Raw genomic sequence first — 24,519 nt, 5'->3', positions numbered from 1 at the left:
GTGCCCCCAGTCGGACTCGAACCGACACTTGACGGATTTTAAGTCCGTTGCCTCTGCCAATTGGGCTATGGGGGCCTTGACGCACCCGACTGGTCGGGTGCGTCGGGAATCAGACTATCGGGTGGGTCTGAGCTATCGACATCGCGATGCCGTCGAGGATGTCGTGTTCGCTGACAACCAGTTCGGTGATCCCGGCTTTGGCTTCGAATGTCTGAGCCAGCACCGTGGTGATGATCGCTCCGCCGCCGATGACGTCCACCCGCCCCGGATGCATCGGGCCGAAGGCGGCGCGATCAACCCGAGGCATGGCGGTAAGTCGCTCGCACACCTCGAAAAGTTGCTTGAACGGAATCCTCGACAGGTGCACCTTCTCGGCGTCGTACTCCGGAAGTTCCTGAGCAATCGCGGCCAGCGTCGTCATGGTTCCAGCGACACCCACCCAGGTGTGAGCCTTCTCGACGGGCACGGCCTCGAATGCCTCGGCCAATTTCGCGGTCGCAAAAGCCGTCGCCTCGGAAACCTGCTCTGCCGTAGGCGGATCCGACGGTAGGCACCGCTCAGTGACGCGCACACAGCCGATGTCGGTGGAGTACGCAGCCTGGACGCCCGACGCGTCGCCGAGGACAACTTCGGTGGACCCGCCGCCGAGATCGACTACCACAAAGGGGCCCTCGGACGGATCAAGTTCTCCCACAGCACCACCGAACGAGAGTCGCGCCTCTTCGTCGCCGGTGATCACCTCCGCTCCGGATCCGGGAATCACCGCACCGAGCACGTCCCGCGTCATCGTGAAGAAGTCTTCCCGATTCGCAGCGTCGCGAGTAGCCGACGTCGCGACCATCCGAACGGCGGTTGCTCCGGCATCGGCGATCATCGACGCGTACTCGACCAGCGCGACCCGGGTGCGTTCGATGGCCTCGGGCGCGAATGTCCCTGTCGCATCAACACCTTGACCCAGTCGCACGACGCGCATCTCGCGCCGGACATCCACCAGACGGCCGTCGGCGCCGACGTCGGCGATCAGCAGTCGAATGGAGTTGGTACCGCAATCGACTGCGGCAACACGGCGAGTCACCGGTCGGCGGTGTCGGCGTCGTCGATGCCAGGCCAGTCCGCGGGAATTGCAGTTCCGCGGAGCTTTCCGTGGCCGGCCAAGGCAACGGACTCGTCACCGAGCGGATTGACGCCGGGACCCTTGGCAAGCGAATGCGCCATCAGCACGTGCAAGCACTTGACGCGATCCGGCATCCCGCCACCGGCAAAGTCGGTTCCGAGAGATTCGATCGCGTCCCGCTCGGCAAGGTACGACTCGTATGCCCGTCGGTAGGCCGCGGCAAGTTCCGGATCCTGGGTCAGGCGTTCGGTCATTTCACGCATGACGCCGGCGGATTCCTGACGGCTCGCTTCGGCAGTCAGTCGCGGGTCGGTGAGGTAGTACAGCGTCGGGAACGGTGTTCCGTCCGGAAGTTTGGGGGCAGTCTTGACGACGCCGGGCTGACCGTCCGGGCTGCGGTACGCGATCTCGATCACTCCGCGTGGCTCACGGCCCAATTGAGCGGCAACGGCGTCGAGATCCGCTTGTGAAACCTGTGGGGAATTTTCGGACGTGTTGCTCACCCGGTGGGTACTCCTTGTTCTTCTGGCTCTATCGGCGCCAACGGCATCGGGGCCGGTGTCGTCGTCTCGGGAACCACTGGCGGTTCCGAAATCGTTTGCCACAGATCGCGATACCACGGACCTGTCAGCGGTGTTTCCTTTTCCTGCTTCTTCTCGGGTTCCTTGTAGTCGCCGGGAAGCTGAACCTGAAACGGGGTCTCGCCCGGTTTGACGTACCGAAGGCGTTCTCGTGCAAGAGCTTCGATGTACGCAGGGTCGTCGAAGCGCGCGTTCTGGCCCTGCAGCTTTCGCAGTTCTTCCTCGAGCACCTGACGTTCGGCCGCCACCTGCGCGGCATCCGAACGCTGGCTGATGTACGTACGCAGCGGCACTGCCAGTGTCAGCGCCAGCATGAGCACAACCATCGCGAGCACAACGGCCCGACTGGTGGACAAGCCGAAAATGGTGTTGTCCGACTTCGGAAGCCGAGACCAGAACTTGTTGGTTCCGCTCTTCCCCCGGGCCGACTTCGACCCACGCGCCGACGCTTTCTCGGCGGAGACCCCCGGTTGCGCGGGGTCTGTCGCAGCGGAATCAACTGCTGCCGGATCGACCGAAGATGCCGGTTCCGACGCGCGTGGGCGTCGAGCGCTGTCACGACGCGCACGCGACGGTGTGTCCCCACGACGGGAACCACGACCCCCCGGACTTCCGCCGGGGGATCGTGGCTTACCGCGCTGTGCAGACACTACTGAATCTTAGATTTCCGTCAGGCCTCGAAAGCGAAGCGCGGGAACGCAACCTCGCCGGCGTAACGTGCTGCGTCGCCGAGGTTCTCCTCGATACGCAGCAGCTGGTTGTACTTGGCAACGCGCTCGCTGCGGGCCGGAGCACCGGTCTTGATCTGACCGCTGCCGACGGCAACCGCGAGGTCGGCGATGGTGGTGTCCTCGGTCTCGCCGGAACGGTGGCTCATCATCGTCTTGTAGCCGTTGCGGTGAGCGAGATCGACGGCGTCGAGGGTCTCGGTCAGAGTGCCGATCTGGTTGACCTTCACCAGGAGTGCGTTTGCCGCACCCTTGACGATGCCTTCTTCGAGGCGCTCGGGGTTGGTGACGAAGAGGTCGTCGCCGACGAGCTGGACCTTGTTGCCGATCTGATCGGTGAGTGCGACCCAGCCGTCCCAGTCGTCTTCGTCGAGCGGATCCTCGATGGAAACGAGCGGGTAGGCGTCGATGAGCTCGGCGTAGAACGCCGCCATCTCGGCCGCGGTGCGGTTCTTGCCCTCGAACTTGTAGCCGGTGCCGTCGGTGTAGAACTCGGTGGCGGCGACGTCGAGAGCGAGCGCGACGTCGGTGCCCAGCTTGAGGCCGGTCTTGTTCACGGCGATCGTGATGAGGTCGAGTGCTTCCTTGGTGCCCGCGACGTCGGGAGCGAATCCGCCTTCGTCACCGAGACCGGTGGAGAGGCCCTTCTCCTTGAGGACCGACTTCAGGGAGTGGTAGACCTCGGCACCCCAGCGCAGCGATTCCTTGAAGCTCGGTGCGCCGATGGGAGCAACCATGAACTCCTGGACGTCGACACCGGTGTCTGCGTGCGCGCCACCGTTGAGGATGTTCATCATCGGGACAGGGAGAACGTGAGCGTTGGGGCCACCGACGTAGCGGAACAGCTCGAGGCCCGAGGACTCGGCAGCGGCGCGAGCCACGGCAAGCGAGGCACCGAGCAGAGCGTTTGCGCCCAGACGCGACTTGTCCGGGGTGCCGTCTGCGTCGAGCAGCGCCTGGTCGACCGTGCGCTGCTCGGTTGCGTCGATACCGATGATGGCCGGAGCGATCTCGCCGAGCACAGCCTCAACGGCCTTCTCGACGCCCTTTCCGCCGTAGCGTGCGCCACCGTCGCGCAGTTCGACGGCTTCGTGCTCACCGGTGGAAGCACCGGACGGCACCGCAGCCCTGGCGAAACTTCCGTCTTCGAGCAGAACCTCGACCTCAACCGTGGGGTTGCCACGTGAATCAAGGATCTCGCGAGCTCCGACCTGCTCAATACTGGCCACTGTGTGGTTCTCCTTCGAATGGGCTTCGCATTGGGGCACGCTCTGCGTGCTTGACACTTGGGCTCCGACCCCTCCGGTCGAAAGAGGACCACGATCGCGGCTGGGCCTCTGCAGTGCCAGCACCTCTGTAGTGCCAGCACACAGCCTAACCGCACGGGCCGAAGGCTTCTTTATCGACGCGCGGTCACGGGCCCGACCTGCGGATCGATCGCCGTCAGTCCGGCCGTACCCCGACTGAATACGCCGACGCACGATCACGAACGAGCGCGAGATAGTCGCCCGAGAGGTTGTACGCCATGAGCGCCTGCTGCCACCCGGCAGCGGCAGTGAGGTCTCCCCCGCGTGCACACAGGTAACGAGCGGCGGTGAGGGCAGCGTCGTCGATGTTGTCCGGGTCCACCCGGCCGTCGCCGTTGGCGTCGACTCCCCATTTGAGCCACGTCTCAGGGATGAACTGCATAGGCCCCATCGCACGGTCGTGCACTGGATCGCCGTCCATCGCCCCGCCGTCGGTGTCGGGGATCTCGGCAACTCCCGGGCCACCGTCCAGAGGGATTCCCCGAATGGCCGGGGCGACCTGGCCGAACGCATCGACCGACGAACCGTCGTAGGTCCCGTGGCGGCTCTCGACGCTGCCGATACCGGCCAATGTCGTCCACCCGATTCCGCAGCTGGGAAGCGTCTCGGCCATGACCGCAGCGGCGTACCCGTATGCCTCGAGTGCCGTCGTCCCGATCCCGATGTCGTCCGACAATCCCGCGGCCCAGTCGGCGAGTTGATCAGCACTGCGGCCGGGGGCATTGATGTCGATCGGCGGCGTCGGAGAGCCTGTACCTGGGGGTATGCCCTCCGGAATGGCTACTTTCGGTTCGTTCGATCCACACGCCACGATGCCTGCGCCCAGCAAGGCTGTTCCGGCAGCTACTGCGGCTACGACTCTCGAGAGACGCCGGGGACTTCTGCGGGCTGCGGGAGTTCGGTACACCCTTCCATCATCCACATGCGAGCGAAGTACTCCCGAACCCATTGGTAAAGAACAGCAAAAGTACAGGTCAGGGCGTGGTTCACCACCGATTGTGGAGTATCTTCTTCTGAGTTAAGGCTGGCCTAGCCTCATAAGTTCGTCAGAAGCTGTCGCACTCACTCAGTCAGGAGTCGCCCGTGCCCGTGTCGGTACTCGCTGCCGCGAGCACACCATCAGTTGCCACCCAGTTATTCGGCAGTGGCCTGATCGGTCTGCGCGAAGGCCTCGAAGCGGGCATCGTGGTGATGATTCTCGCTGCCTACCTCGTGAAGGCTCAGCGCAGGGACGCACTCAAATGGGTGTGGCTCGGCGTCGCCATCGCCGTCGCGATGGTGGCGATCATCTTTTTCGCGATCCACTACGGAACGTCGACGGTCGACGGCCTGACCGCAGAGATCATCGCGGGCGTTGCCTCCCTGGTCGCCGTCGTCATCGTCACGATCATGGTCCTGTGGATGCGCACGGCCGCGAAGAACATTTCCGGCGATCTGAAAGCGGGGATGGAGAAGGCGTTGATCGCCGGCCCCGTCGCCATCTTGTCGCTGTCGTTCTTCGCGGTCGGTCGTGAAGGCGTCGAGACAGCGTTGCTCATGGTCGGATACGCCGAGAACACCGCAGGCAGCTCCTGGCCGTTGGTCGGACTGCTCCTCGGAATTCTCCTGGCCGCCGTCTTGACCGTCGCCATGTACTTCGGCGCCCTCCGTCTCAACCTGACGACATTCTTCCGGTACACGGCGATCTTCCTCATCGTCGTCGCCGCCGGAATCCTCTCGTACGGTGTTCGCGCTCTACAGACCGGAAATGTGCTTCCGGGCGGTTCGAATCTCGCGTTCAACCTGACGCCCGGCTACGACCCGTCGACCTGGTACGGCACCGTCCTCGCCGGAATCTTCAACTTCCGCCCGGATCCGACGGTCCTGCAAGCCGTCGCGTGGGTCGTCTACCTCGTAGTCGTCCTAGCACTCTTCCTGCGTCCCCTTCCGTCGAAGCCAACCGAGCCGACGGCCCCGCCTGCGCACGACACACACGTTCCCGAAAAATCCTGAGAGGCATTGCCGACATGCGTAAATCCACCCTCGTACTGGCCACGGCTGCGGTACTTCCCTTCTCCCTCGCCGCGTGCACCGAGAAGACGACGGCGAGCGACGGCGACATCGTCGTCACGGCCACCGACGATTCGTGTGACGTCAGTGCCACCACCGGGACCACTGGCAGTTCGACGTTCCAGGTGACGAACAACGGCTCGAAGGTCACCGAGTTCTACGTCTTCGCCGAGGGTGATCGAGCGATGGGCGAAGTCGAGAACATCGGCCCCGGCCTTACCCGGCAGCTGATCGTCTCTCTCCCCGAGGCTGCGACCTATCAACTCGCGTGCAAGCCGGGCATGGTCGGAACCGGCATCCGCCAGGACTTCGTCGTCACGGGCGATTCGCAGGCGGCCACCGACGAGAGCGGACAACTCGCCGAAGCTGCCGACGGCTACCGGCGGTACATTCGCAGCCAGATCGTCGCACTGCAGGACACCGCAGCTCAGTTCGTCGCCGCCGTCCAGTCCGGCAACATCGACCAGGCGAAGGCACTGTTCCCGATCGCACGCACCTACTACGAGCGCATCGAGCCCGAAGCCGAGAGCTTCGGCGAACTCGACCCCAAGCTGGACCTGCGCGAAGCGGATCTGGAGCCCGGTCAAGTCTGGACGGGATTCCACCGCCTCGAGAAGGATTTGTGGGTCACCGGACTTCAGCCGGATACCAACGCAGTCGCCGATCAACTGCTCGAAGACATTCAGTATCTTGCCGACCAGGTGAACGCCGAGGACTACACGATCGATCCAACCAAGATCGCCGGCGACGCCCAAGGACTGCTCGACGAGATCTCGACTTCCAAGATCACCGGAGAGGAAGACATCTTCTCGCACACCGACCTGTGGGACTTCCAGGCCAACGTCGACGGCTCGCAAGCGGCGATCGCGGCACTGAACCCGATTCTGCAGGAACGTAATCCCGAGCTGGCCCAGCGCATCGCTGACCGATTCGCCGACCTCGACGCCGCTCTGGCGCAGTTCCGCGTCGGCGACGGATTCGTGTACTACGACACCGTCACCGAGGCGCAGCGTCAGGAACTCTCGCGTAAAATCGATGCTCTGTCCGCCGAGGTCAGCCAGGTCCAGGAAGTAGTTGCGGGACAGTAGATGACTGATTCACCAGAAGGCACACCCGCTGCGGAAAACGCAGCACCGCATGCGGTCTCACGGCGCCGACTGTTCGGCGCCGTGGGGGCCGGCGCCGTCCTGGCCGGTGCCGGTGCCGTCATCGGGCGGGTGACCGCCGACGAGAATTCCGGCACCGATCACGCAGACGTGGTGGCATTCCGCGGCGAGCATCAAGCAGGCATCACAACGCCGGCCCAGGATCGCATGCACTTCGTCGCTTTCGATGTGACGACGAAGTCGCGCGACCAACTGATCACGCTGCTGCAGACGTGGACGGCGATGGCCGAACGAATGACGGCGGGTCAGGAAGCAACCGAGGACGGAGCGACCGGCGACGGTCCGTACGCGCCACCGAGCGATACCGGTGAGGCACTCGATCTCGCGCCGTCGCAACTCACCCTGACCATCGGATTCGGACCGTCACTTTTCGACGACCGTTTCGGGCTCGCAGACAAGAAACCTGCTGCCCTGCTCGATCTCCCCCACTTCCGCGCGGACAACCTCGATCCGAATCGCAGCGGGGGCGACATCGCCATCCAAGCGTGCGCCAACGATCCCCAGGTTGCCGTCCATGCGATCCGCAACCTCGCGCGAGTCGCTTTCGGGACCGCGTCGGTCAAGTGGTCACAACTCGGGTTCGGGCGAACGTCCTCGACCTCGACGACGCAGGCGACACCACGAAATCTGTTCGGGTTCAAGGACGGAACAGCCAACATCAAGGCGGAAGATCCAAACGCACTCGCCCAGCACGTCTGGGTTGATCCCACTGACGATCAGGCCTGGATGGCAGGCGGCTCATTCCTCGTCGCCAGACGAATCCGCATGCTGATCGAGCAGTGGGATCGCGCAGTACTCAAGGAACAGGAAGCTGTCATCGGCCGCTCCAAACGCAGCGGAGCGCCACTCGGCGGCAAAGACGAGTTCGACGAACTCGATCTCGATTCCAAAATGGGCCACGACTTCGTCATCCCGGAGGATTCACACGTGCGCCTGGCCTCTGCCGAGGAACTCGGTGGGATTCAGATCTTGCGCCGCGGATACAACTTCACCGACGGCTCCGACGGCTTCGGCCACCTGGACGCGGGACTGTTCTTCGTTGCGTACTGCCGGAATCCGGTCGAGCAGTTTGTTCCGATGCAGCAGAACCTTTCACGACACGATGCGCTGAACGAATACATCCAACACGTCGGTTCTGCCGTCTTCGCGTGCCCCGGCGGTCTCGCCGACGGACACTACTGGGGCGAAACACTGTTCGCGTAGCCGAACACCGGAACACCGGTCCAGGTTGCGATCTCGGAACGAAATCTGCGCACGGAGTACTTCTCGTACGAGCGTGCACCATTCACATCCACCGCGGCGACATCTCGGATGCACTCGGCCACCGATTCCCAACTGTCGTCGTGGAAATGGAGTCCGTCGACACCAGGTGTCACGGTTTCCGAAGCTCCACCAATGCTGTTCGTAATCACGCGCGCACCCGCAGCCATCGCCTCCACCGGCATGATTCCGAAGTCTTCGATCGCCGGAAAGACGTATGCGAGTGCCTGCTGATACAGCGCAAAAAGCAACGCATCCGAGGGGCGACCAACAATTCGAACGGGAACCGACGCAGAGTCAGCCATCGCGCGGAGCCGATCCTCTTCCGGGCCCGACCCTGCGATGACAGCAGCCGTCCCGGCCCGCTCGGCTGCCCGGATCACCCAGTCCAAACGCTTGTACGGAATGAACCTCGAGGCACCGAGAACGAATGGTGAGGGCAAACTGGATAGTAGCTGAAGTTCGTTTTCGCTCAAACGGGACCGCCAATCCTCGACGGCAGAGATCCGGTCGACGTCCACCGGGGGGTGGATGACCCGTGACTGCACGCCCCAGGCACGCTCAACCCGTCGACTGACGAACTCGCTGTTCGCTGCGAACGAGGCCCCCTCCGACGCTCTCTTGCGGTCAATTTTGCGCAGAATGGGTGATCCCAGCCTCGCGAGTGGCGAGTTTCCACGCTCGTCCAGTTCGGGGTTCCACACGTACCTGGCGGGGGTGTGCACGTAGACGAATTTCCGGAATCGCGCAGACTGCCCCCTGAATGTTGCGTGATGGGCAAACACGTGGGAGCTGATCAGCGCGAAGTCGTAGTCGCGGTTCTCCAACCCTCGCCAGGTAAACGGCATGACAGGCAATGAGAGCGCTTTGCTACGACGCAATGGCGTTGCAGCGAGCGCACTTTCGTTGACATCGGTTGTCGAGTAACGCCCGGGAGCATCGTTCCACAGACAATACAGGTCAGCGTCCGGATAGCAGTTGACGAACTCGTCCAGCACCTTCTCTGCGCCGCCCGAACGCTCTATCCATTCATGGACGAGTACACCTGACATTTTCGGACTCCTATGCGCTTTTTTGGCGCTCCACAAACCTAGAGATTGCCGGATCGGCACCAAACAGACTACTGGTATGTTTACTAGCAACATACAGGCAACCGATCTTGACCGGAGTGATCACCATCGAGACTCAACTGGCCACGTGGTTCGGGTCGGCAGACAGGCCGTTGCTCGGATTCGTTCACGTGCCCTCTTCAGGAACTGTCCGAGAAGCCGTGGTCATGTGTCCCCCGCTGGGCAAGGAGCACATCGACACCTATCGCGGCATGCGACTTCTCGGCGAAAAACTCGCGGCACAGGGTATGGCCGCTTTTCGTTTCGAGTACGCGGGAGTCGGCGACTCGGCCGGTGCCGAAGACGATCCTGACGCTCTCACCCTCTGGCTGAAGAGCATCGTCAGCGCTGTGGACTATGTCCGACGAGCGGGCGCGGAATCCGTCAGTATCGTCGGACTGAGAGTTGGGGCCCTCCTGGCAGCGTCGGCATTGCAGGAGTGCGGAGCCGTCAACTCGATAGTCCTGTGGGACCCAATTCTGACCGGCCGCAACTACCTCAGGGAACAACGTGCGTTCTACGCGATCAGCGTCGGAGAGGACGATCCCGCCGACTCACGTGTGTCGATCATGGGTGGCGTGCTGGCACCCGAATGCGCCGACCAACTGTCACGTCTCCGCATCACCGGACCATTTCTCGGACGTCCACGCACCCTTCTGGCCGTGAAGTCTTCGGTACTGGACAGCAGGGCTGTCGTCGGGCTCGCAGCAACTCTTGATCCCGAGATGATGATCTTGGAGAACCACGACGCGTTCACGTCGCCTCCCAGTTTCTACGTCGACATCCCCTACACACACATCAGCGAAATCGCACAGTGGTTGGATCGCCACGCGCCCACGAGTTCCTCCGCGTTCACTCCCGCGATCACCACCACAGCTCGCGTCGCGATCACCGAAGTCGGCGAGGAGGTGTTCGAGACGTTGGAACGATTCGGTGCTCAGGAGCTCTTCGCGATCCGCACGCATCCCGCAACTTCTCCCGAATCCGAGGCAGGCAACATATCGACCACCGATGCGCCTCCCGAGCGCGGACTACTGTTCTTCACTACGGCAATCGAGCATCGAGTCGGGCCTGGCCGCTCGTGGGTGACCATCGCTCGTGAGGCCGCGGCTCTCTCGGTCACGAGTCTCCGATTCGACCGACGAGGGGTCGGCGACTCGGGCCCGATCGACGCCGACAATCCGACGTCGGTCTATTCACACGCGGCAGACGAGGACGCACGTACTGCCGTTGCTGCACTCGGCGCAGATCCGAGAAACCTCGTGATGACCGGATTGTGTTCTGGGGCATGGACCTCCGCGTCCATGGCGCTCGAGATGGGTGCGAGATCGACAATACTCGTGAACATGATTCTGTGGTCGGTGAGGCGCAAGAAGTCCCTGATGGATGCTGTCTTGCCGGAGGCTCCTCGAATCGATCCAGGTGCCGAAACCACGAAACTTCCCCTCCGCGGACGGGTGAAAGGCGTACTGCAGTCCCGTCTCCCCTATTCAGCGTGGAAGCTACTGGGAATCAGAGGAATCACGCAGGTTCCTGAGGTAATGCTGGAGGCACTCTGCAAGCGTGGGGTGGATACCACCGTCATCCTCTCCCCCGCGGACGCCGCATGGTTCAATCAGCAACGCGGACCCGAAGGCGTTGCCCGGATGACTCACCGAGGACAAACGTTCAACGCGATCATGCCACCGGTCGGCGATCACCCGTCCTACCATCGTGACCTCCGAAATATCGTGCAAACAAAGACGATTTCTTCGATAGCGAAAGCATTCGGAATTGCGACGGCTCCCCGGGCACACACGGCGAATGCGAACCGGTTCATCGCGTGAACACATCATTCATGATTGTTGCTGCAATCTTCGCAGTACCCATCGTCGTTGCGATCTACCAGCGACCACAACGCGGCTTGCTGCTTGTTGCACTGTTCGCTCCGCTCCACGGTCTGTTGGCGATCATTCCCGGCGGGACATCGATGGCCGGTTGGAAGGAGGGGTTGCTCCTGCTCACGTTTGGATGCACCTTCGTCAGCCCCAATCGCCTTCGGGTAGAGCGCCCCTCGATGCCTTGGTGGCCTGCTGCCGCAGCCTGGGTAGCATTCGGTTCCGCGTCAGCACTGCTTCTGTCCGGTATCGCCGGGGTGACATCGATAAAGATCACCTACTTCTACATCTTGATACCCGTCATTCTCTGGCGCGCACCGTTCTCGCGGGACGACCGAGATCATCTCGTGTCCGTCTTGATGGGCATGGGGATATTGACAGCAGTCATCGGACTCCTTCAGCAAGCAGTAGGGCCTGCATACCTGGTGGATCTCGGGTACAGCTACACCGAGCAGATTCGAATCACCGGCTCGATCTTGCGAAGCTTCAGCACTTTCACCGGTCCGTTTGCGTTCGGCCTCTTCGTGATGCTGAGTTTGATCGTCGGCATTTCGGTCGCTCTCGCAGATCCGAAAAGGCTGCGCAACATTATCTTTCTGGCCGCAACTCCGATCATGGTCGTAGGCATGGGAGTCTCGATTGTGCGGGCCAGCTACATCGGGTTGGCTGTCGGGCTTCTCTGGATCGCCGTATACAAGTATCGGTCTATCTTGATGTTGTTCGGCGCGGCTGCCGCTGCCGTTCCCTTTGTACTTCTGTTGGCACCACCATCAATCGTCAAACCACTGTTCTCGTCGTACAGTCTCGAAGAACGCGGTAGCGGATGGTCGTCGACAATCAGCTCGCTGTTCGTGCATCCACTCGGGCAAGGTTTGGGCGCAACAGGATCCGCGGCGGCAAAGGCGGCGGAAGCAGCGCAACCGATGCTCAACACGATGACGATCAAGGCCGCGACAACACTTGGGCTGATCCCCTATCAGCCCGACAACTACTACATGAAAGTCGCAGTCGAGCTCGGACCGATCGGCTTGTGGATTTTTGTCCTGGTCCTCATATCTTCCGGAGCGTCCGCGCTGAGGGCATCGCGTGTGCTTCCCGGCTCGGACGGCGCTTTGGCTCTCGGTGTCAGCGCCTCGATCGTCGCGGCCGCGGTCGCTTCTGTCGTCTCGACATATTTCGAGATATTTCCCCTCGACCTCTACTTTTGGCTACTGATTGGAACCGTGGGATGCGCACTGACTCAACACCACTCGGAGAAAGAAGCGATATCCGATCACGAATCACCCTCGGAGCCATGGCACTCCGACCTGGTGGGGGCGGCGTCCAAACCTATGCACGCGAACTACTCCGAGAACTCTCCCCACTGATCAGCGAATCGACGAACCTCAGCGCAACAGTGCAAATCGACGCTGTCGATGAGATTCCAACCGGAGTGCGCGCCGTGACGCGCCCTGTCGCCTCCGGAGCACGCAGAGCAGCGTGGGCGATGGTGCCGGTCGCGGGCAGCGACTTGTTCCACAGCCTCGACGTCGACCTCCCGATCGGGCAAGGCGGCCTGAAGATCTCGACGTTTCACGACATGTCGGTATTCGACGTTCCGTGGGCCTTCAGTCGATATCGAGCAGCTGGCGAACGCCGACTCCTGTCCGCAGCGCTACGCAAGGCCGACGTCGTCATTGCAGTATCGGACTTCACCGCCGAACGAATATTCGCACTGAGCGGTCGGCATGCCGTTGTCACGCCGCTGGCACCCGCATCCTGGGCCACGATCCCCACCGAAGCTGCAGTGACCGAAGTTCGGCGGCGATTGAAACTACCGGAGCGATTCGTGCTGCAGGTCGGAACGATCGAACCTCGAAAAGATGTCGCTCTGGTCGCCGAAGCGTGCACGGAGCTGTCGATTCCTTTTCTGCTGGCGGGCTCCGGCTCGACGGGCCCCGACGCGCCCCGTTCCGCCCGAGGATTGGGTTACGTGGCGACAGAAGACCTTCCGGCACTCTATTCCGCCGCAACTGCTGTCGCTTACTCCTCCCACTACGAGGGGTTCGGTCTGCCGCCACTCGAAGCCATGGCGTGCGGCGCGGCAGTGGTTGCGAGTGCGGTCGGAGCACTGACCGAATTCGCCGACAACGCCGCCGTGCTTGTCCGCAAGCACGACAAGGCTTCCTGGTTGGCCGCTCTTCGCTCAGTCGTCCTGGACGACGATGTCAACACCGCACTCCGTATATCTGCGCCACGTGTCGCGGCCCGATCGACGTGGACCCGAACAGCCGAATACACGGTCGACGCGTACCGCACTGCAGGGCTGAGCGTGTGAGTTGCTCATGACGAATCGCAATTCGACGGGCACCGAGCCCGTATCGCCGCGAGAGTTCGCCGAATTGCGCCAGGCCGCTATCGACAAATTCGAGAAGGAACGTCGCGAGCGAGAGACGAAAATCCACGGGCCGGCCGCTCCGGATTTGACTGCGAACGATGCACGCCGAAGCACTGCGATCATGCTCGGAAGCCGGATCGCAGTGGCAGCGATGGGGTGGACCGGCTCGGTTCTGATCGCGCGTTCGATCAGCCCTGACGAATTCGGTCAGTTCTCCCTCATCTTCGGATTGCTCGGCTTGTTGTCCGTCGTCACCGATCTAGGCGTCGGCCGAGTGGTGCTCGCGAAGTTGGTCGAGTGCAATCCGTGGGAAGTTTCGCTGGTCACCACCGCGTTCATATCCCTACGGGTCGCCCTTGGTCTTTTCGGATACATCGTCGCGGTGGGTTATGTCTGGATTCTCCGCTACCCCGCAGAAGTGGTAGAAGCAACGGCGGTCGCTGGTTTGGTCGTTGTCGTTGCCACTCCCAGCCATGCACTTTCCGTCATGTACCAGAGCCGCCTGCGCATGACGTATGTCGCGATCGCCGAGGGCGTCGGGCAACTCGCCCAGCTTGTCGCGACCATCGTCGCGGTTTTGTGGCAGCCGATCCTCCTCGTTCTCGTCATCCCTGCGGTCATCAACGAAGTGGTCGCGGCCGTCGTGAAAGTGCGCGGTGTCCGAAAGGGCGTCGCCGGGCCAAGGCCGTCGTCACGAGCGCAGTTTCGTAGGTGGCGGGAAATGCTGATCGAAGCAATCCCTTTGAGCATCGGCTTCGCTTTGGTCACGCTTCTGTCCAAAGTGGATGTGCTGCTCTTGGGCAAGCTCGATACTTTCGATTCGGTCGGCTTGTACACCATCGGGTACAAATTCGCGGACCTTCTGCAAATCGTCGCAATCACCGTAGTCACCCCGGTAACAACACTTCTCGTGTCATATTGGCCCGACAGCGTGGAAGTGTTCCGAGAACGAAGCCGCGAAACATTCATCGTCCTGACAGTTCTCGGGAGCGCATCGATCGCCGCGTTCTGGCCTGCTGCCACCGGAGTGCTCACCTTTCTGTACGGAGAGCGGTTCGCAATTGCAGGGACCTCGACGCGACTGTTGGTGCTTGGCGCATGCTTCTCGATGCTCACCCAGTTGGGGTTGATGATCCTGGTTGCGAGCGGCCGGCATCGAATATATCCGTGGATTGCATTGGGCGGCTTACTCTTCAATATCGTGGTCAACATCGCGTTGATTCCTCGAATGTCATTCAACGGAGCGGCAGTTGCGACCGTATCGACCGAACTGCTTCTTTTCGTTGCAATCTGGATTGTAGTGCGGCGAAGTCTGCCGGTTCACAGAATGTTTCCGATGCTCCCGCTCGGAGCGGCCGTCGCCCTCTGCGCGGTGGTCACAGTGGCAGGAACGATCTGCGTCGAAAGGTTGGGCGTGCCATGGCCAGTCGTTTCGGTTCTCGCTCCACTTGGGACAGTCGGAATCTATGCACTTGTATCGCTCGCGGGCGGGAAGTCGCCACTCGCAATGCTAAAACCCGACAGGGAAGTAAAATGACACGAACGATCATTTTCGTCAGCCACACAGGAGAGATCTCCGGCGCCGAACTGGTCATGCTCCAACTGATGCGTTTGGCACGCGAGCAGGGTTTCACGGTAACGTTGGCTTGCCCGGAAGGGCCGCTGAGGGATCGCGCACGCGCGTCAGTCGACTTCGAAACGGTCACGCTACCAACCCTGTCGCTCAGAGGCGAAGGGGGTCTGGCACGCGTCCTGGCGATTCTCGAAGTTGCAAAGAATTGGCGAATTGCCGGGCGCATCATTGCGTCTCGGGCTCAGTCGGCCAGCTCGACCGTGATAGTCAACTCACTGTTCGCATTGCCGGTGATCAGGCTCGGCCGCGTACCGCAACGTGCAACGTGGCTTGTACACGACACTCTCTCGAGCACAAAACAACGAATCGTCGTACGGATTGCAAAACCCGGGATCCGACGAGCAGTCGCCGTCTCCGGACCGACCTCGCTTCCTGTTCTTTCGCTGGGAATTCCCACCTCGGTGTCACGACTTGGTGTTGTAGTTCCCCCTGAGGTAACGGAAGTTCGATCACCGGCACGCCGAGTTGTCGGAATCATCGGGTCACTGACGCCGTGGAAAGGCCACTTGGTGTTGATGGATGCCATCGCCCGCACAGTAGACGTCCAACTCGAAATCGCCGGACTTCCGTTCCCGGGCGACGAAATGTACGCACAAGTACTTCGTGAACGCGCACAGCAGCCGGATCTGGCGGGTCGCGTCACATTTCTCGGATATGTCGATTCACTGGCAACTATCAAAGGATGGGACATCGCGATTTCTGCGAGCACCTCTCCCGAAGCCGGCCCACTCGTAGCACTCGAAGCAATGAGCATCGGAGTGCCAGTCGTCGGAACCGATCTCGGCGGCACCAGCGAGCTGCTGGGGGACGGCGCCGGATCGCTCGTCGAGCCATCTGATTCAGTAGAACTCGCAGCCGAGATAACGAGACTGTTGGAGGACGGGAGTGCACGATCCGAATTGTCACGCATCGGCCGGCGGAAGGTAGAGGACCGATATGACATCCAGAAGAATCTTCCGGCTCTGCTGAAGGAGCTCATCGATGGCTAAGGCGCGTCGAGTCGCCGCAGTCGCAGTGGTCTTGTTGATTGTCGGATTGGTAGTCCATTCTTCGATTACCGCAACCGGCGAACCTTGCGCAGTTCAACCTTCGTCAGACAATACTGGCATCGCACTTGGTTCCGGCTATACCGCAATGAGTGACGCCGAAATGGATCGAACGGTGGAAGCTATTCGATCATCGGGTTCGCAGTGGGTCAGATTCGACATCGACTGGTCCGCCATCGAAAGTACCGAGGGCGCCTTCGACTGGTCCGGAACCGATCGCCTCGTGGACATCGCGAAATCTTCCGGGCTCGAGATTCTCGGTCTCATCACCTACACGCCTGCCTGGGCAAGAGATCCGGCAGCGACGAGTCCAGACACGCATACCCGTCCGGCCGACCCGGACGAGTTCGGTAGGTTCGCGGCGCTTGCCGCTGCCCGCTACTCGAATTCCATTTCGTCATGGGAGATCTGGAACGAGCCCAATCTCCAAACATTCTTCAATCCGACGCCGGATCCTGAGTATTACTCGAGGCTGCTCGCCGCATCGAGCGTAGCAATCGAGGCAGTGCAACCGGGGGCAACAATTGTCTCCGGTGGCTTGTCCCCCGCAACTGACAACGGCGCTGACATAAGCCCCACGACGTTCCTCGCGAACATCTACGAATATGGAGCTGGACAACACTTCGACGTTGTCGGAATGCATCCGTACACCTACCCGGCACTGCCCTCGGACCCGTTGACTCGAAACTGGAACTCTTTCTATCGAATGCGGCTGATGCACGACACAATGGTTGCAAACGGCGACTCGACCAAATCTATTTGGGCGACCGAATTCGGGGCACCAACAGGAACTGGTCTCGACGCTGTGACCGAGTCGATGCAAGCCGAGATACTGCGTGACGGATTCAACGAAGCACGTAGCCTCGGGTTCGTTCAGAAGGTCTTCGTTTACAGTCTCCAGGACCGCGGCTCCGATCCCGGTGATCGCGAACAAAACTTTGGCCTTCTGAATCTCGACTTCGAACCGAAGCCCTCTATGGCCGTGTTGCAAGATGCAAACGAAACTGGAGGATGCCTCTGAACTATTGATCATTTTCGACCACAGTCACCGAGAAAATCGGACAATACCAACCGGCGCATTTCGCAGTAGCACCCAACCGGACGGAAGTACTGCAGAACCGACTTCGAGACTGGTGCCAAGTGACCCAATTCATGCAATTCTTTGATTTGTCGGATTGGTCATCTAGTTCGGCTTCCAACTTGTCTGTCCCGCACCGGTTTCGAGTCACTGTGGAAAGAAGGTGGTCGACGTGAGTCGACTTCGATTGTCCCTCGCCTGCGCCCTGTTGACTGTCGGGTCATTGAGCGCGTGTGCACCGAGTCCAGTTCCAACAACAACCCCAACCCCGAACTCGACGTGCAGTTCCGTTGGTTTAGGGATCGCCGCGGGCGCCCCACTCAACGGTCTCTCTCAGAATGATCTCGATGCAGAACTGACCGCAATGAAGAATGCCGGCGCGACCTGGCTCAGGTTCGACGTCGATTGGTCCGCCGTCGAATCCACCAAGGGCCAACAGAATTGGAGCGCAACCGACCGCGTCGTCGATCGAGCACGTCTCCAAGGATTGAGCGTCTTGGGAATCGTTACGTACACGCCGGCTTGGGCTCGCGTCGCCGGGGTCAACGATACCCACGGGTATCCATCCGATCCGGCCGCGTTTGCCAAGTTTGCACAACAAGCAGCACAACGGTACTCGAACAGAATCAGCACTTGGGAGATTTGGAACGAACCGAACCTGACACAATTCTTCCGCCCCAAGCCGAATGTGAACACCTACACTGCACTCCTGAAAGCCGCATCTGCAAGTATCCGTGCGGTACAACCGGGTGCAAAGATTCTCAACGGCGGTTTGGCACCGGCCGTCGACAACGGATCCGACATCTCACCGGTCACGTATCTCAAGGGTATGTACGCGGCAGGAGCAAAGTCTTCATTCGATGTCTTTTCGATCCATCCGTACAGTTGGCCTGCGCTACCTTCGGATTCGTCCACCCAGAATTGGAACACTTTCTACAGGATCCGACTGATGCGAGAATCGATGGTGCAGAATGGGGACAGCGGAAAGAAAGTCTGGGCAACCGAATTCGGAGCTCCGACAGGTACAGGCCCGACCGCCGTCAGCCCGCAATTACAGGCCAACATCATCTCGGATGGATTCGCGCAAGCAAAGGTGCTCGGTTACATCGAGCGCATTTTCATCTACAGCATGCGTGATCGCGGAACCAACACTTCGGATATCGAACAGAACTTCGGTCTGGTCACGATCAACTACACTCCGAAACCCGCACTCGCGGCGGTGAAACAGGCAGTTGGAGGGTGCGGCACACCCAAGATCTAGTGAAAGCCCGGTCCTTCAGGATTCCGACTGTCCGTCTGCTGAATCCGAACGTATAAGGCTCACGCGAGTTCTTTGCCTCCTCTTTCGAATTTCCGCTATATCCTTGGAGGTCAACATAATTCGTTCGGTCGAGGCTTCGGAGTCGATGCCGTCGGCTTCCCCGGACGCCTTGACACCAGTTGCATCAGTGCTGGTCGTCTCCGCTCCGGAAGTTTCCACTACGGACGCCTCGACTCCGGCCCCCTCGACATCAACAGTCTGCACGACCTGCGGCTCTTCGAGCTCGACCCCTGCGCTCGACTTGGGCGTAGCCGTGCCCTTCGGCAGGTTCTTCTTCGCAATACTGACCGTTTTCGCATCCACCAGGCTGGCGCGATCCCTCCTCGAAACCAGGTCGGAAGTATCCATTCCGTAGGGCACGGCAACGGAAGGCTCGTTCAGCCGCGGCGCACCGGACTTCACCCAGGCGCTGTCGGACGGGGTCTGTGAGTTCGTGGCCGAGTTGGTCGGCTCGGCCGCCAGTTTCACTGAACTTGCGGGCCTGCGTCTGCGACGCAGCACCGCGAGGGTAAGTACGTCGAGGAGAGGCTCGGGAGCAGACGGACCCACGAGTACCAGTGTTCGCGCAACATCGACTTCGGCCAAGGCCCTGAGGCATTCGACGATCTCCCGTTGGTTGGATTGCTGTGCGGAGACAACAACCAGGGCAAACCCGGTTCCATTGGAGTCAAATCGGCTCCACCAGTCCGACTTCAGCGAATATCGGGAGACCCCGGATCGCACGTGCGCAGGAACATCCCATGATGTCGAGGGGACGCCGTCACCCGAAAGCACCAGGACATGATCACCGAGACTTGCACGCTGGCATATCGTCAGCGCGAGGTTCGGTGGAAACTCAGCGGCTTCGGAGTGCTGCAGGAGTAGTGAGGCTCCGTATTTCCGGGCCGTTCGACGTGCCCACGCGTCGGTCACTCGCGAACTGAATCGACCCCGGCAGGCAGAGAGGATTTCGGCAGCGAGAATGAGGACCACCAAGAACGCAACCGCCGACTCGACGAGTGGCTTCGGTGCAACCGGCAGACCCGTTCCCGCGGGGGCGGAAAGCAACTGCAGTCGGTCGGAACCGGATACGGTCGATCTCAACTGGCGCAACTGCTCCAGCCTCGCGTCGAGATCCGCCTTGATAGTCGGATCGTCGGCGGGCGTCTCGTATTCGTCCAAGCTTTCTCGCCGCGCTGCGTCCAAGTCCCCGTTCAATCGAGCGATGTCGTCGGTGAGAACTCGGGTACGACGATCCAGCGTGTCTGCATTGCGTCGCGCCTGCGCGTCGCTCAAGGTGGCGACGACTATTCGTGCCAGCGCGTCCGCGTCAGCCTGACTGAAGGCAGTCGCCTTGACGAATACCAATGCCGGAGAAGTACCCGGCGTCACCGAGATGTGGCTCGAGACATCCGCTGTCGTCCACCCGTTATTCAACTGGCCGCGGATGGCGGCAACCACATCGCTATCGGTGGCCAGTGCGACATAGGGGGCAACCAACTGGCCGAGGTTCGCGTCCGTCACGACGACCTGAGAGGCAGACTGAACCTCCGCGACGATGTCGGATTGATACACCGGTGTCGCGCTTCCCCGCACAGCGTAGACAATCCCACCGACGAGCAATGCGATGACAAGAGCGGGGAAGAACACTCTTGCAAGGTTTCGTGCATGCCTCACCAGGTCGAAAGTGGGCGGAACGCCGAGTTCGCGACGTATCGCCGCATCCCTGGTACTCGAATCTGCCATCTTGAGTACCCCCGACTGGATCGCGCGTTGAAGCGTAGCTGAAAGAAACCAAAAGTTTGCCGAACGCACACAAACATACCTGACGGCTGATGTCAGCTACCAAGTAGCCATCGCGGTCGCGACCACATCTGCCAGTACTCGACGATTTCGGCTCCGCTCGCGTCGTACAGAGCATTGCCGGCAGCGCTGGCGAGACCACACACGGCGCCGTCGCCGACAGCCTCGAATGCGGCTGCCGACACTTGCCGAAGGACCCGCAACCCATGTCCACGCCGCTGTCCTTGCGCCCTGGTGCCGGCCGCCCACACAGTGCTGATGGGCCTACCGAACGACAGCATCGCTGCGGTCTGCAGCGTGTCGAGTTCGAACAGGCCGACGACTGAACGCTCACGTGGTCGGTCGGGGGCCGCCTCCGGATACACCAGAGTCGCAGATTCGCGATCGATACCGAAAACATCCTCCGCAAGTTGTCGTGCTGAACGCAGGTCGCCATCTTCCAGGATCCGCACCGCAGCATCCGGCGCTGACGGAGAATTCGGTAGCGCGCGCAGCGAACTCGAACCTACGCACACCCACCCTGCGTCCGCGAGGACGGTCGCGGCATCCAGACCCGCCCCGGCGAGCATGACAACGGTGCGCAGTCGCTCTGCGAGCACTCGTTCCACAACGGCGACCGTGTTTTTCCGCACATCACCCCCATGGACCAATGCAAGGTTGTAGCTGGGATCGGGTGCACCCGTGAGAGCGATCCACCAACCGTCGTCAGCGAGATACACACCGGTCTCAGGTACGAGTCCAGACATGTTCTGCCCATAGGCATCCCGTAAGGCGGTCAACCCCGCCACCGTCCGAAGTGGTTGCCATCCGATCATCGTCGTCTCCTGGGTCCAGGTATTGTGGGGCCATCAAACAGATCAAATCGGCCTTGAAGATTGCGGGCATACCTCTATCACTCCTCGCCCTTGGTGCGGCGGCGGGTTGGCCCGTCTTCGTCTCACCCAAGATCGATGCACCACGAAGTGCTGACGCTATCGTTGTCCTCGGCGGAGCACACGACGGACGCGAGGAGGTCGGAATCCAACTGATGAAAGACGGTTACGCACCACGCCTGATCTTCTCGAATCCTTACGGCGACAACGACAAGAAGATGCGGTCGATCTGCGAGGGTACGTTCGACTTCCCTGTCGCCTGTTTCGTCCCGTCACCGTCCACCACCGAGGGCGAGGGGTTCGAAATCGAGAGAATGGCCAATGCCAACGGATGGAAGACTGTCATCGTCGTGACTTTCGTTCCTCATATCTCGCGGGCGCGGCACATCATTTCGCAGTGTTATCAAGGAGAACTGGTCATGGTCGCAAGCCGTCCGGAACTCTCGATCGGGACGTGGGCATTCAACTACGTTTACCAATCTGCCGGCTACGTCAAGAATCTGTTCTCGCATTGTTGAGCTCGACAGCTGACAGGAGGGTGCCCGGCGCGGATATCCGCGCCGGCACCAACCGCGTAGTCAGTACGCTCCGTCGCTCTTCGCGACCGCTGAGACGGTACGAGTAATGATCGAAAGATTTTGCAGGATAGACCAATTCTCGACGTAGGAAGAGTCCAGTCGAACAGATTCTTCCCACGAGAGGTCACTGCGACCACTTACCTGCCAGAGACCGGTGATACCAGGCTTGACCAGCAGGCGTCGGGCAACCTCGTCGTCGTACATCTCGACCTCACGCCGCAACGGCGGCCGCGGACCGACAACGCTCATCTCGCCGCGAATGACGTTGAAGAACTGTGGTAGCTCGTCGATGCTAAATCGACGAAGGATCTTGCCGACGGACGTGATTCGTGGATCCTCCCGCATCTTGAACAACACGCCTCCCGCGCCTTCGTTGTCCCCCATCAGATCGACAACCTGCTGATCGGCGCCTTCCACCATGGTACGAAACTTCAACATAGGGAACGGTTTCCCGTTGAGGCCGATGCGTTCTGCCTTGTAGAACACCGGGCCTTTCGACGTGAACTTGACCGCAGCGGCGGCGGCGACCATGACCGGCGCCACGAGGAGGATCATCAGCATCGAGAACACCGCGTCGAAAACAGCGGGCGCAAGCCGGTTGGCGCCCTGGTAGCGCGGTCGCGCAACGTGAATCAACGGGAGTCCTGCCGCCGGGCGAAACATCAAGCGAGCCTTCGACACGTCGGCTACGACCGGTGAAACCGCCATGTCGACGCCCTCGGCTTCGAGGTCCCACATCAGCTTGCGTATGCCCACCTGCCCGAGGTCTTCGGTTCCGGTGACGATGACGGTGTCTGCGCCGCTTGCGCGCATCGCCTCGACCACCTCGAACTCGTTGCCCAATACCGGGACCGCTGCGCCGTCGACGACGATGTGATCGTCCAGCGCGGTCGCCCGACGCGGAATGCACGCTCCCACAACGTCGTAGCCTGCCGAGGAGTCCCGCACGAAGGCTCGCGTAGTAGCAACGACGGACGCGTGTCCACCGACCAACAGCACCGAGTTGCGGCAATCCCCGCTCGCACGCTTCTTTCGAATGTCGCGTCGCCAGAGGTAGCGCCCGAGAAGCAGCGCAGCGAGCCCGACGGGCAGTGCGATCATGAGATAGCTACGCGCGATTCCTACGCCGAGAATGATCCCGGCCAATGCGCCCACTCCGAAGACTTGGCCGGTAGCGAGCAGCACCTTCTCGTACTCGTCGCTGCCCTCGCCCAGCATCGACTGATGACGGCTGCGTCCGCGTGCGAGCGCGATCATCCACAGCCCTCCCAGCGCTGCAGACGCAATCACCTTGAGTGGTGTCAGCCACTCGATCGGATGCGGCCACATGCTGCCGATCTGTGCGAGCGCGATCACGAACAGAACCGTGATCGAATCGCTCACGGCAATCCGCTTCCGGTATGCCCGACGCCAGTCGGTGCCGACATGAGCGGAATCCTGCAATGCTGCCGACCGGCTCTCCACCTCAGCATGAACGCTCATTTGCCATCAGTCCTTCTAGTCATTCGAATGACTTCAGCGGGTCGAACGGATTCAGCGGATCGCTGATCGGTAGCCACTGCGAGCCTCCAGGTACGGCAACACCCCGCCGGTTGCCGTACCTCGCTGCTCGCAGTGCAGAAACGAACCGTCATCGGACCCCCCTACATAACTGCCGATCAAAGGCCACTTCGTGCGACAAAACGACCCAGTGTTGCTCATTTCGTACGTAAACATACCTTAGGTTTGTTTCAACTGCACTCACCGAGTCCAGGCTATTTCCCGGTTGCCAGATGATTACCGGGCAATTACGTCAAAGTGGGCTAATCCTCCACGTTTTGGAAACGTCTTCCCTCACGAATCCGAATGTCGGCGATCAGCATGTCCAGGGCGCCCAGGAGTGCAGTGTCGGCGCGTCGGCACTGTTCGATCAAAGCTTCCAGATCAGCTTCGTCGGCGCTTTCGATCACACCGGCTTTGGCGGCCCGGCTCAGTACTTTTTCGGCGAGGAGCAACGGCGGCTGCGACCGAGCGATGCCGTCCATGGACGACGCGCGCGCCTTCTCGGCAGCCTTCAAAGCGTCCCACGCCCGCTCCTGCTCAGCGATGTCGACCACTCCGGAACTGACCAGGTGCGGGCTGCGGTGCACAAGTTTCGCGATCAATGCGCCGGCCACGTCGTCCAATTCGAAAACGTCGTGAGATTGAGCGATCCGCGAGTGGAACAACACCTGGAGCAACAGATCGCCGAGTTCCTCACGGAGATCGCTCTCGTCGTCGCTTCGAATCGCGTCTAGTACCTCATAGGTCTCCTCGACGAGGTAAACCGAGAGGCTCTCGTGCGTCTGGGTCGACTCCCAACCGCCGCGATTCCACAACCGGTCCATGATCGACGCCGCTTCCACCAGTCGATCGCCGTGAATGGGTTCGGCGCGAATCATCTTTACCCCAGCGGCAGACAACGCCTCGATCTTCGGCTCGGCGGTGTCCATCATCACAGTCACCGCGGCGCCGGGCGTCGTGGCCGGCAGTGCGCCGCGTACTGAGTCGGGAACGTCCGGGTCGATATCGATCGCGCCGGACAGGAACGGGAGCGCCTCCAGCGGAAAGACATGCGGCCGCAAAGGATCGAGCAGTACGACGACGGGCGATTCGTTCACCG

General features: G+C 61.1%; 21 protein-coding genes and 1 tRNA gene. 11 read left to right on the top strand and 11 right to left on the bottom strand.

Features of this window, described 5'->3' with window-relative positions:
- Position 1: 1 nt before the first annotated feature.
- The 6 genes from AC2ETI_RS18300 to AC2ETI_RS18275 form a co-directional block, all read right to left on the bottom strand.
- A tRNA-Leu gene (locus tag AC2ETI_RS18300) sits at positions 2 to 75 on the bottom strand.
- 34 nt (positions 76 to 109) lie between these two features.
- A complete protein-coding gene (locus tag AC2ETI_RS18295; protein WP_020970277.1) occupies positions 110 to 1,075 on the bottom strand; it encodes a Ppx/GppA phosphatase family protein in 966 nt (321 codons plus the stop codon).
- Positions 1,072 to 1,617 (bottom strand): DUF501 domain-containing protein, encoded by a 546-nt coding sequence (locus AC2ETI_RS18290; RefSeq protein ID WP_020908542.1) that lies wholly within the window; start codon positions 1,615 to 1,617, stop codon positions 1,072 to 1,074. The genes AC2ETI_RS18295 and AC2ETI_RS18290 overlap by 4 nt, the downstream gene beginning before the upstream one ends.
- Positions 1,614 to 2,345 carry an FtsB family cell division protein gene (locus tag AC2ETI_RS18285; RefSeq protein ID WP_020908543.1) on the bottom strand — a complete coding sequence of 244 codons (732 nt, stop codon included), beginning with the start codon at positions 2,343 to 2,345 and terminating at the stop codon, positions 1,614 to 1,616. The genes AC2ETI_RS18290 and AC2ETI_RS18285 overlap by 4 nt, the downstream gene beginning before the upstream one ends.
- 20 nt (positions 2,346 to 2,365) lie before the next feature.
- Entirely contained in the window at positions 2,366 to 3,652 is a 1,287-nt protein-coding gene (gene eno, locus AC2ETI_RS18280; RefSeq protein ID WP_019744628.1) for a phosphopyruvate hydratase, read from the bottom strand.
- A gap of 214 nt (positions 3,653 to 3,866) precedes the next feature.
- The gene (locus AC2ETI_RS18275; protein WP_020908544.1) at positions 3,867 to 4,679 is read right to left on the bottom strand and encodes a lytic transglycosylase domain-containing protein; all 813 of its coding nucleotides are present in this window, start codon (positions 4,677 to 4,679) and stop codon (positions 3,867 to 3,869) included.
- A gap of 140 nt (positions 4,680 to 4,819) precedes the next feature.
- Between AC2ETI_RS18275 and efeU the strand changes: the two genes are divergently transcribed.
- Genes efeU through efeB form a run of 3 tightly spaced genes read left to right on the top strand, consistent with a single transcriptional unit; the run spans position 4,820 to position 8,148 of the window.
- Complete coding sequence (efeU, locus tag AC2ETI_RS18270; protein WP_021345071.1) at positions 4,820 to 5,722, top strand: iron uptake transporter permease EfeU; 903 nt, start codon at positions 4,820 to 4,822, stop codon at positions 5,720 to 5,722.
- 14 nt (positions 5,723 to 5,736) lie between these two features.
- A complete protein-coding gene (gene efeO / locus AC2ETI_RS18265; protein ID WP_021345072.1) occupies positions 5,737 to 6,867 on the top strand; it encodes an iron uptake system protein EfeO in 1,131 nt (376 codons plus the stop codon).
- On the top strand, positions 6,868 to 8,148 hold the full coding sequence (efeB, locus tag AC2ETI_RS18260) for an iron uptake transporter deferrochelatase/peroxidase subunit (RefSeq protein WP_019744632.1): 1,281 nt from the start codon (positions 6,868 to 6,870) through the stop codon (positions 8,146 to 8,148).
- Here efeB and AC2ETI_RS18255 read toward each other — a convergent pair.
- Positions 8,121 to 9,257 (bottom strand): glycosyltransferase, encoded by a 1,137-nt coding sequence (locus tag AC2ETI_RS18255; protein WP_483634194.1) that lies wholly within the window; start codon positions 9,255 to 9,257, stop codon positions 8,121 to 8,123. The two genes, efeB and AC2ETI_RS18255, sit on opposite strands and share 28 nt — an antisense overlap.
- Before the next feature lie 116 nt (positions 9,258 to 9,373).
- On the opposite strand from AC2ETI_RS18255, the gene AC2ETI_RS18250 reads away from it, so the two are divergent.
- The 7 genes from AC2ETI_RS18250 (at position 9,374) to AC2ETI_RS18220 (ending at position 18,586) form a co-directional block, all read left to right on the top strand.
- On the top strand, positions 9,374 to 11,140 hold the full coding sequence (locus AC2ETI_RS18250; RefSeq protein ID WP_021345074.1) for an alpha/beta fold hydrolase: 1,767 nt from the start codon (positions 9,374 to 9,376) through the stop codon (positions 11,138 to 11,140).
- Between the two features lie 11 nt (positions 11,141 to 11,151).
- Positions 11,152 to 12,558 (top strand): O-antigen ligase family protein, encoded by a 1,407-nt coding sequence (locus AC2ETI_RS18245; RefSeq protein WP_257207218.1) that lies wholly within the window; start codon positions 11,152 to 11,154, stop codon positions 12,556 to 12,558.
- Entirely contained in the window at positions 12,486 to 13,508 is a 1,023-nt protein-coding gene (locus tag AC2ETI_RS18240) for a glycosyltransferase family 4 protein (RefSeq protein ID WP_228117960.1), read from the top strand. Before AC2ETI_RS18245 ends, AC2ETI_RS18240 begins: the two co-directional genes overlap by 73 nt.
- A gap of 7 nt (positions 13,509 to 13,515) precedes the next feature.
- Positions 13,516 to 15,105 carry a flippase gene (locus tag AC2ETI_RS18235; RefSeq protein ID WP_031333709.1) on the top strand — a complete coding sequence of 530 codons (1,590 nt, stop codon included), beginning with the start codon at positions 13,516 to 13,518 and terminating at the stop codon, positions 15,103 to 15,105.
- Positions 15,102 to 16,190: a glycosyltransferase family 4 protein gene (locus tag AC2ETI_RS18230; RefSeq protein ID WP_021345076.1), complete on the top strand. Its 1,089-nt coding sequence runs from the start codon at positions 15,102 to 15,104 to the stop codon at positions 16,188 to 16,190. The genes AC2ETI_RS18235 and AC2ETI_RS18230 overlap by 4 nt, the downstream gene beginning before the upstream one ends.
- Positions 16,183 to 17,268, top strand: coding sequence for a glycoside hydrolase 5 family protein (locus AC2ETI_RS18225; protein ID WP_031333711.1), 1,086 nt, complete (start codon positions 16,183 to 16,185; stop codon positions 17,266 to 17,268). The genes AC2ETI_RS18230 and AC2ETI_RS18225 overlap by 8 nt, the downstream gene beginning before the upstream one ends.
- Before the next feature lie 220 nt (positions 17,269 to 17,488).
- Complete coding sequence (locus AC2ETI_RS18220) at positions 17,489 to 18,586, top strand: cellulase family glycosylhydrolase (protein ID WP_031333713.1); 1,098 nt, start codon at positions 17,489 to 17,491, stop codon at positions 18,584 to 18,586.
- 15 nt (positions 18,587 to 18,601) lie between these two features.
- Here AC2ETI_RS18220 and AC2ETI_RS18215 read toward each other — a convergent pair whose 3' ends face one another.
- Positions 18,602 to 20,371 (bottom strand): YveK family protein, encoded by a 1,770-nt coding sequence (locus tag AC2ETI_RS18215; protein ID WP_483634193.1) that lies wholly within the window; start codon positions 20,369 to 20,371, stop codon positions 18,602 to 18,604.
- A gap of 92 nt (positions 20,372 to 20,463) precedes the next feature.
- The gene (locus AC2ETI_RS18210; protein ID WP_069146362.1) at positions 20,464 to 21,243 is read right to left on the bottom strand and encodes a hypothetical protein; all 780 of its coding nucleotides are present in this window, start codon (positions 21,241 to 21,243) and stop codon (positions 20,464 to 20,466) included.
- Positions 21,244 to 21,296: 53 nt separating this feature from the next.
- On the opposite strand from AC2ETI_RS18210, the gene AC2ETI_RS18205 reads away from it, so the two are divergent.
- The gene (locus AC2ETI_RS18205; protein ID WP_483634192.1) at positions 21,297 to 21,818 is read left to right on the top strand and encodes a YdcF family protein; all 522 of its coding nucleotides are present in this window, start codon (positions 21,297 to 21,299) and stop codon (positions 21,816 to 21,818) included.
- 60 nt (positions 21,819 to 21,878) lie between these two features.
- Here AC2ETI_RS18205 and AC2ETI_RS18200 read toward each other — a convergent pair whose 3' ends face one another.
- Together AC2ETI_RS18200 and AC2ETI_RS18195 are read right to left on the bottom strand one after the other, a co-directional pair.
- A complete protein-coding gene (locus tag AC2ETI_RS18200; protein ID WP_259121051.1) occupies positions 21,879 to 23,360 on the bottom strand; it encodes a sugar transferase in 1,482 nt (493 codons plus the stop codon).
- 320 nt (positions 23,361 to 23,680) lie between these two features.
- Positions 23,681 to 24,517 carry a nucleoside triphosphate pyrophosphohydrolase gene (locus AC2ETI_RS18195; protein WP_259121050.1) on the bottom strand — a complete coding sequence of 279 codons (837 nt, stop codon included), beginning with the start codon at positions 24,515 to 24,517 and terminating at the stop codon, positions 23,681 to 23,683.
- Positions 24,518 to 24,519: the final 2 nt, after the last annotated feature.

The organism is Rhodococcus sp. MurmanLake-1 (genome assembly GCF_056945715.1).
Note: the sequence above shows the minus strand (reverse complement) of the source record. Positions and strands in the feature narration are given on the sequence as shown.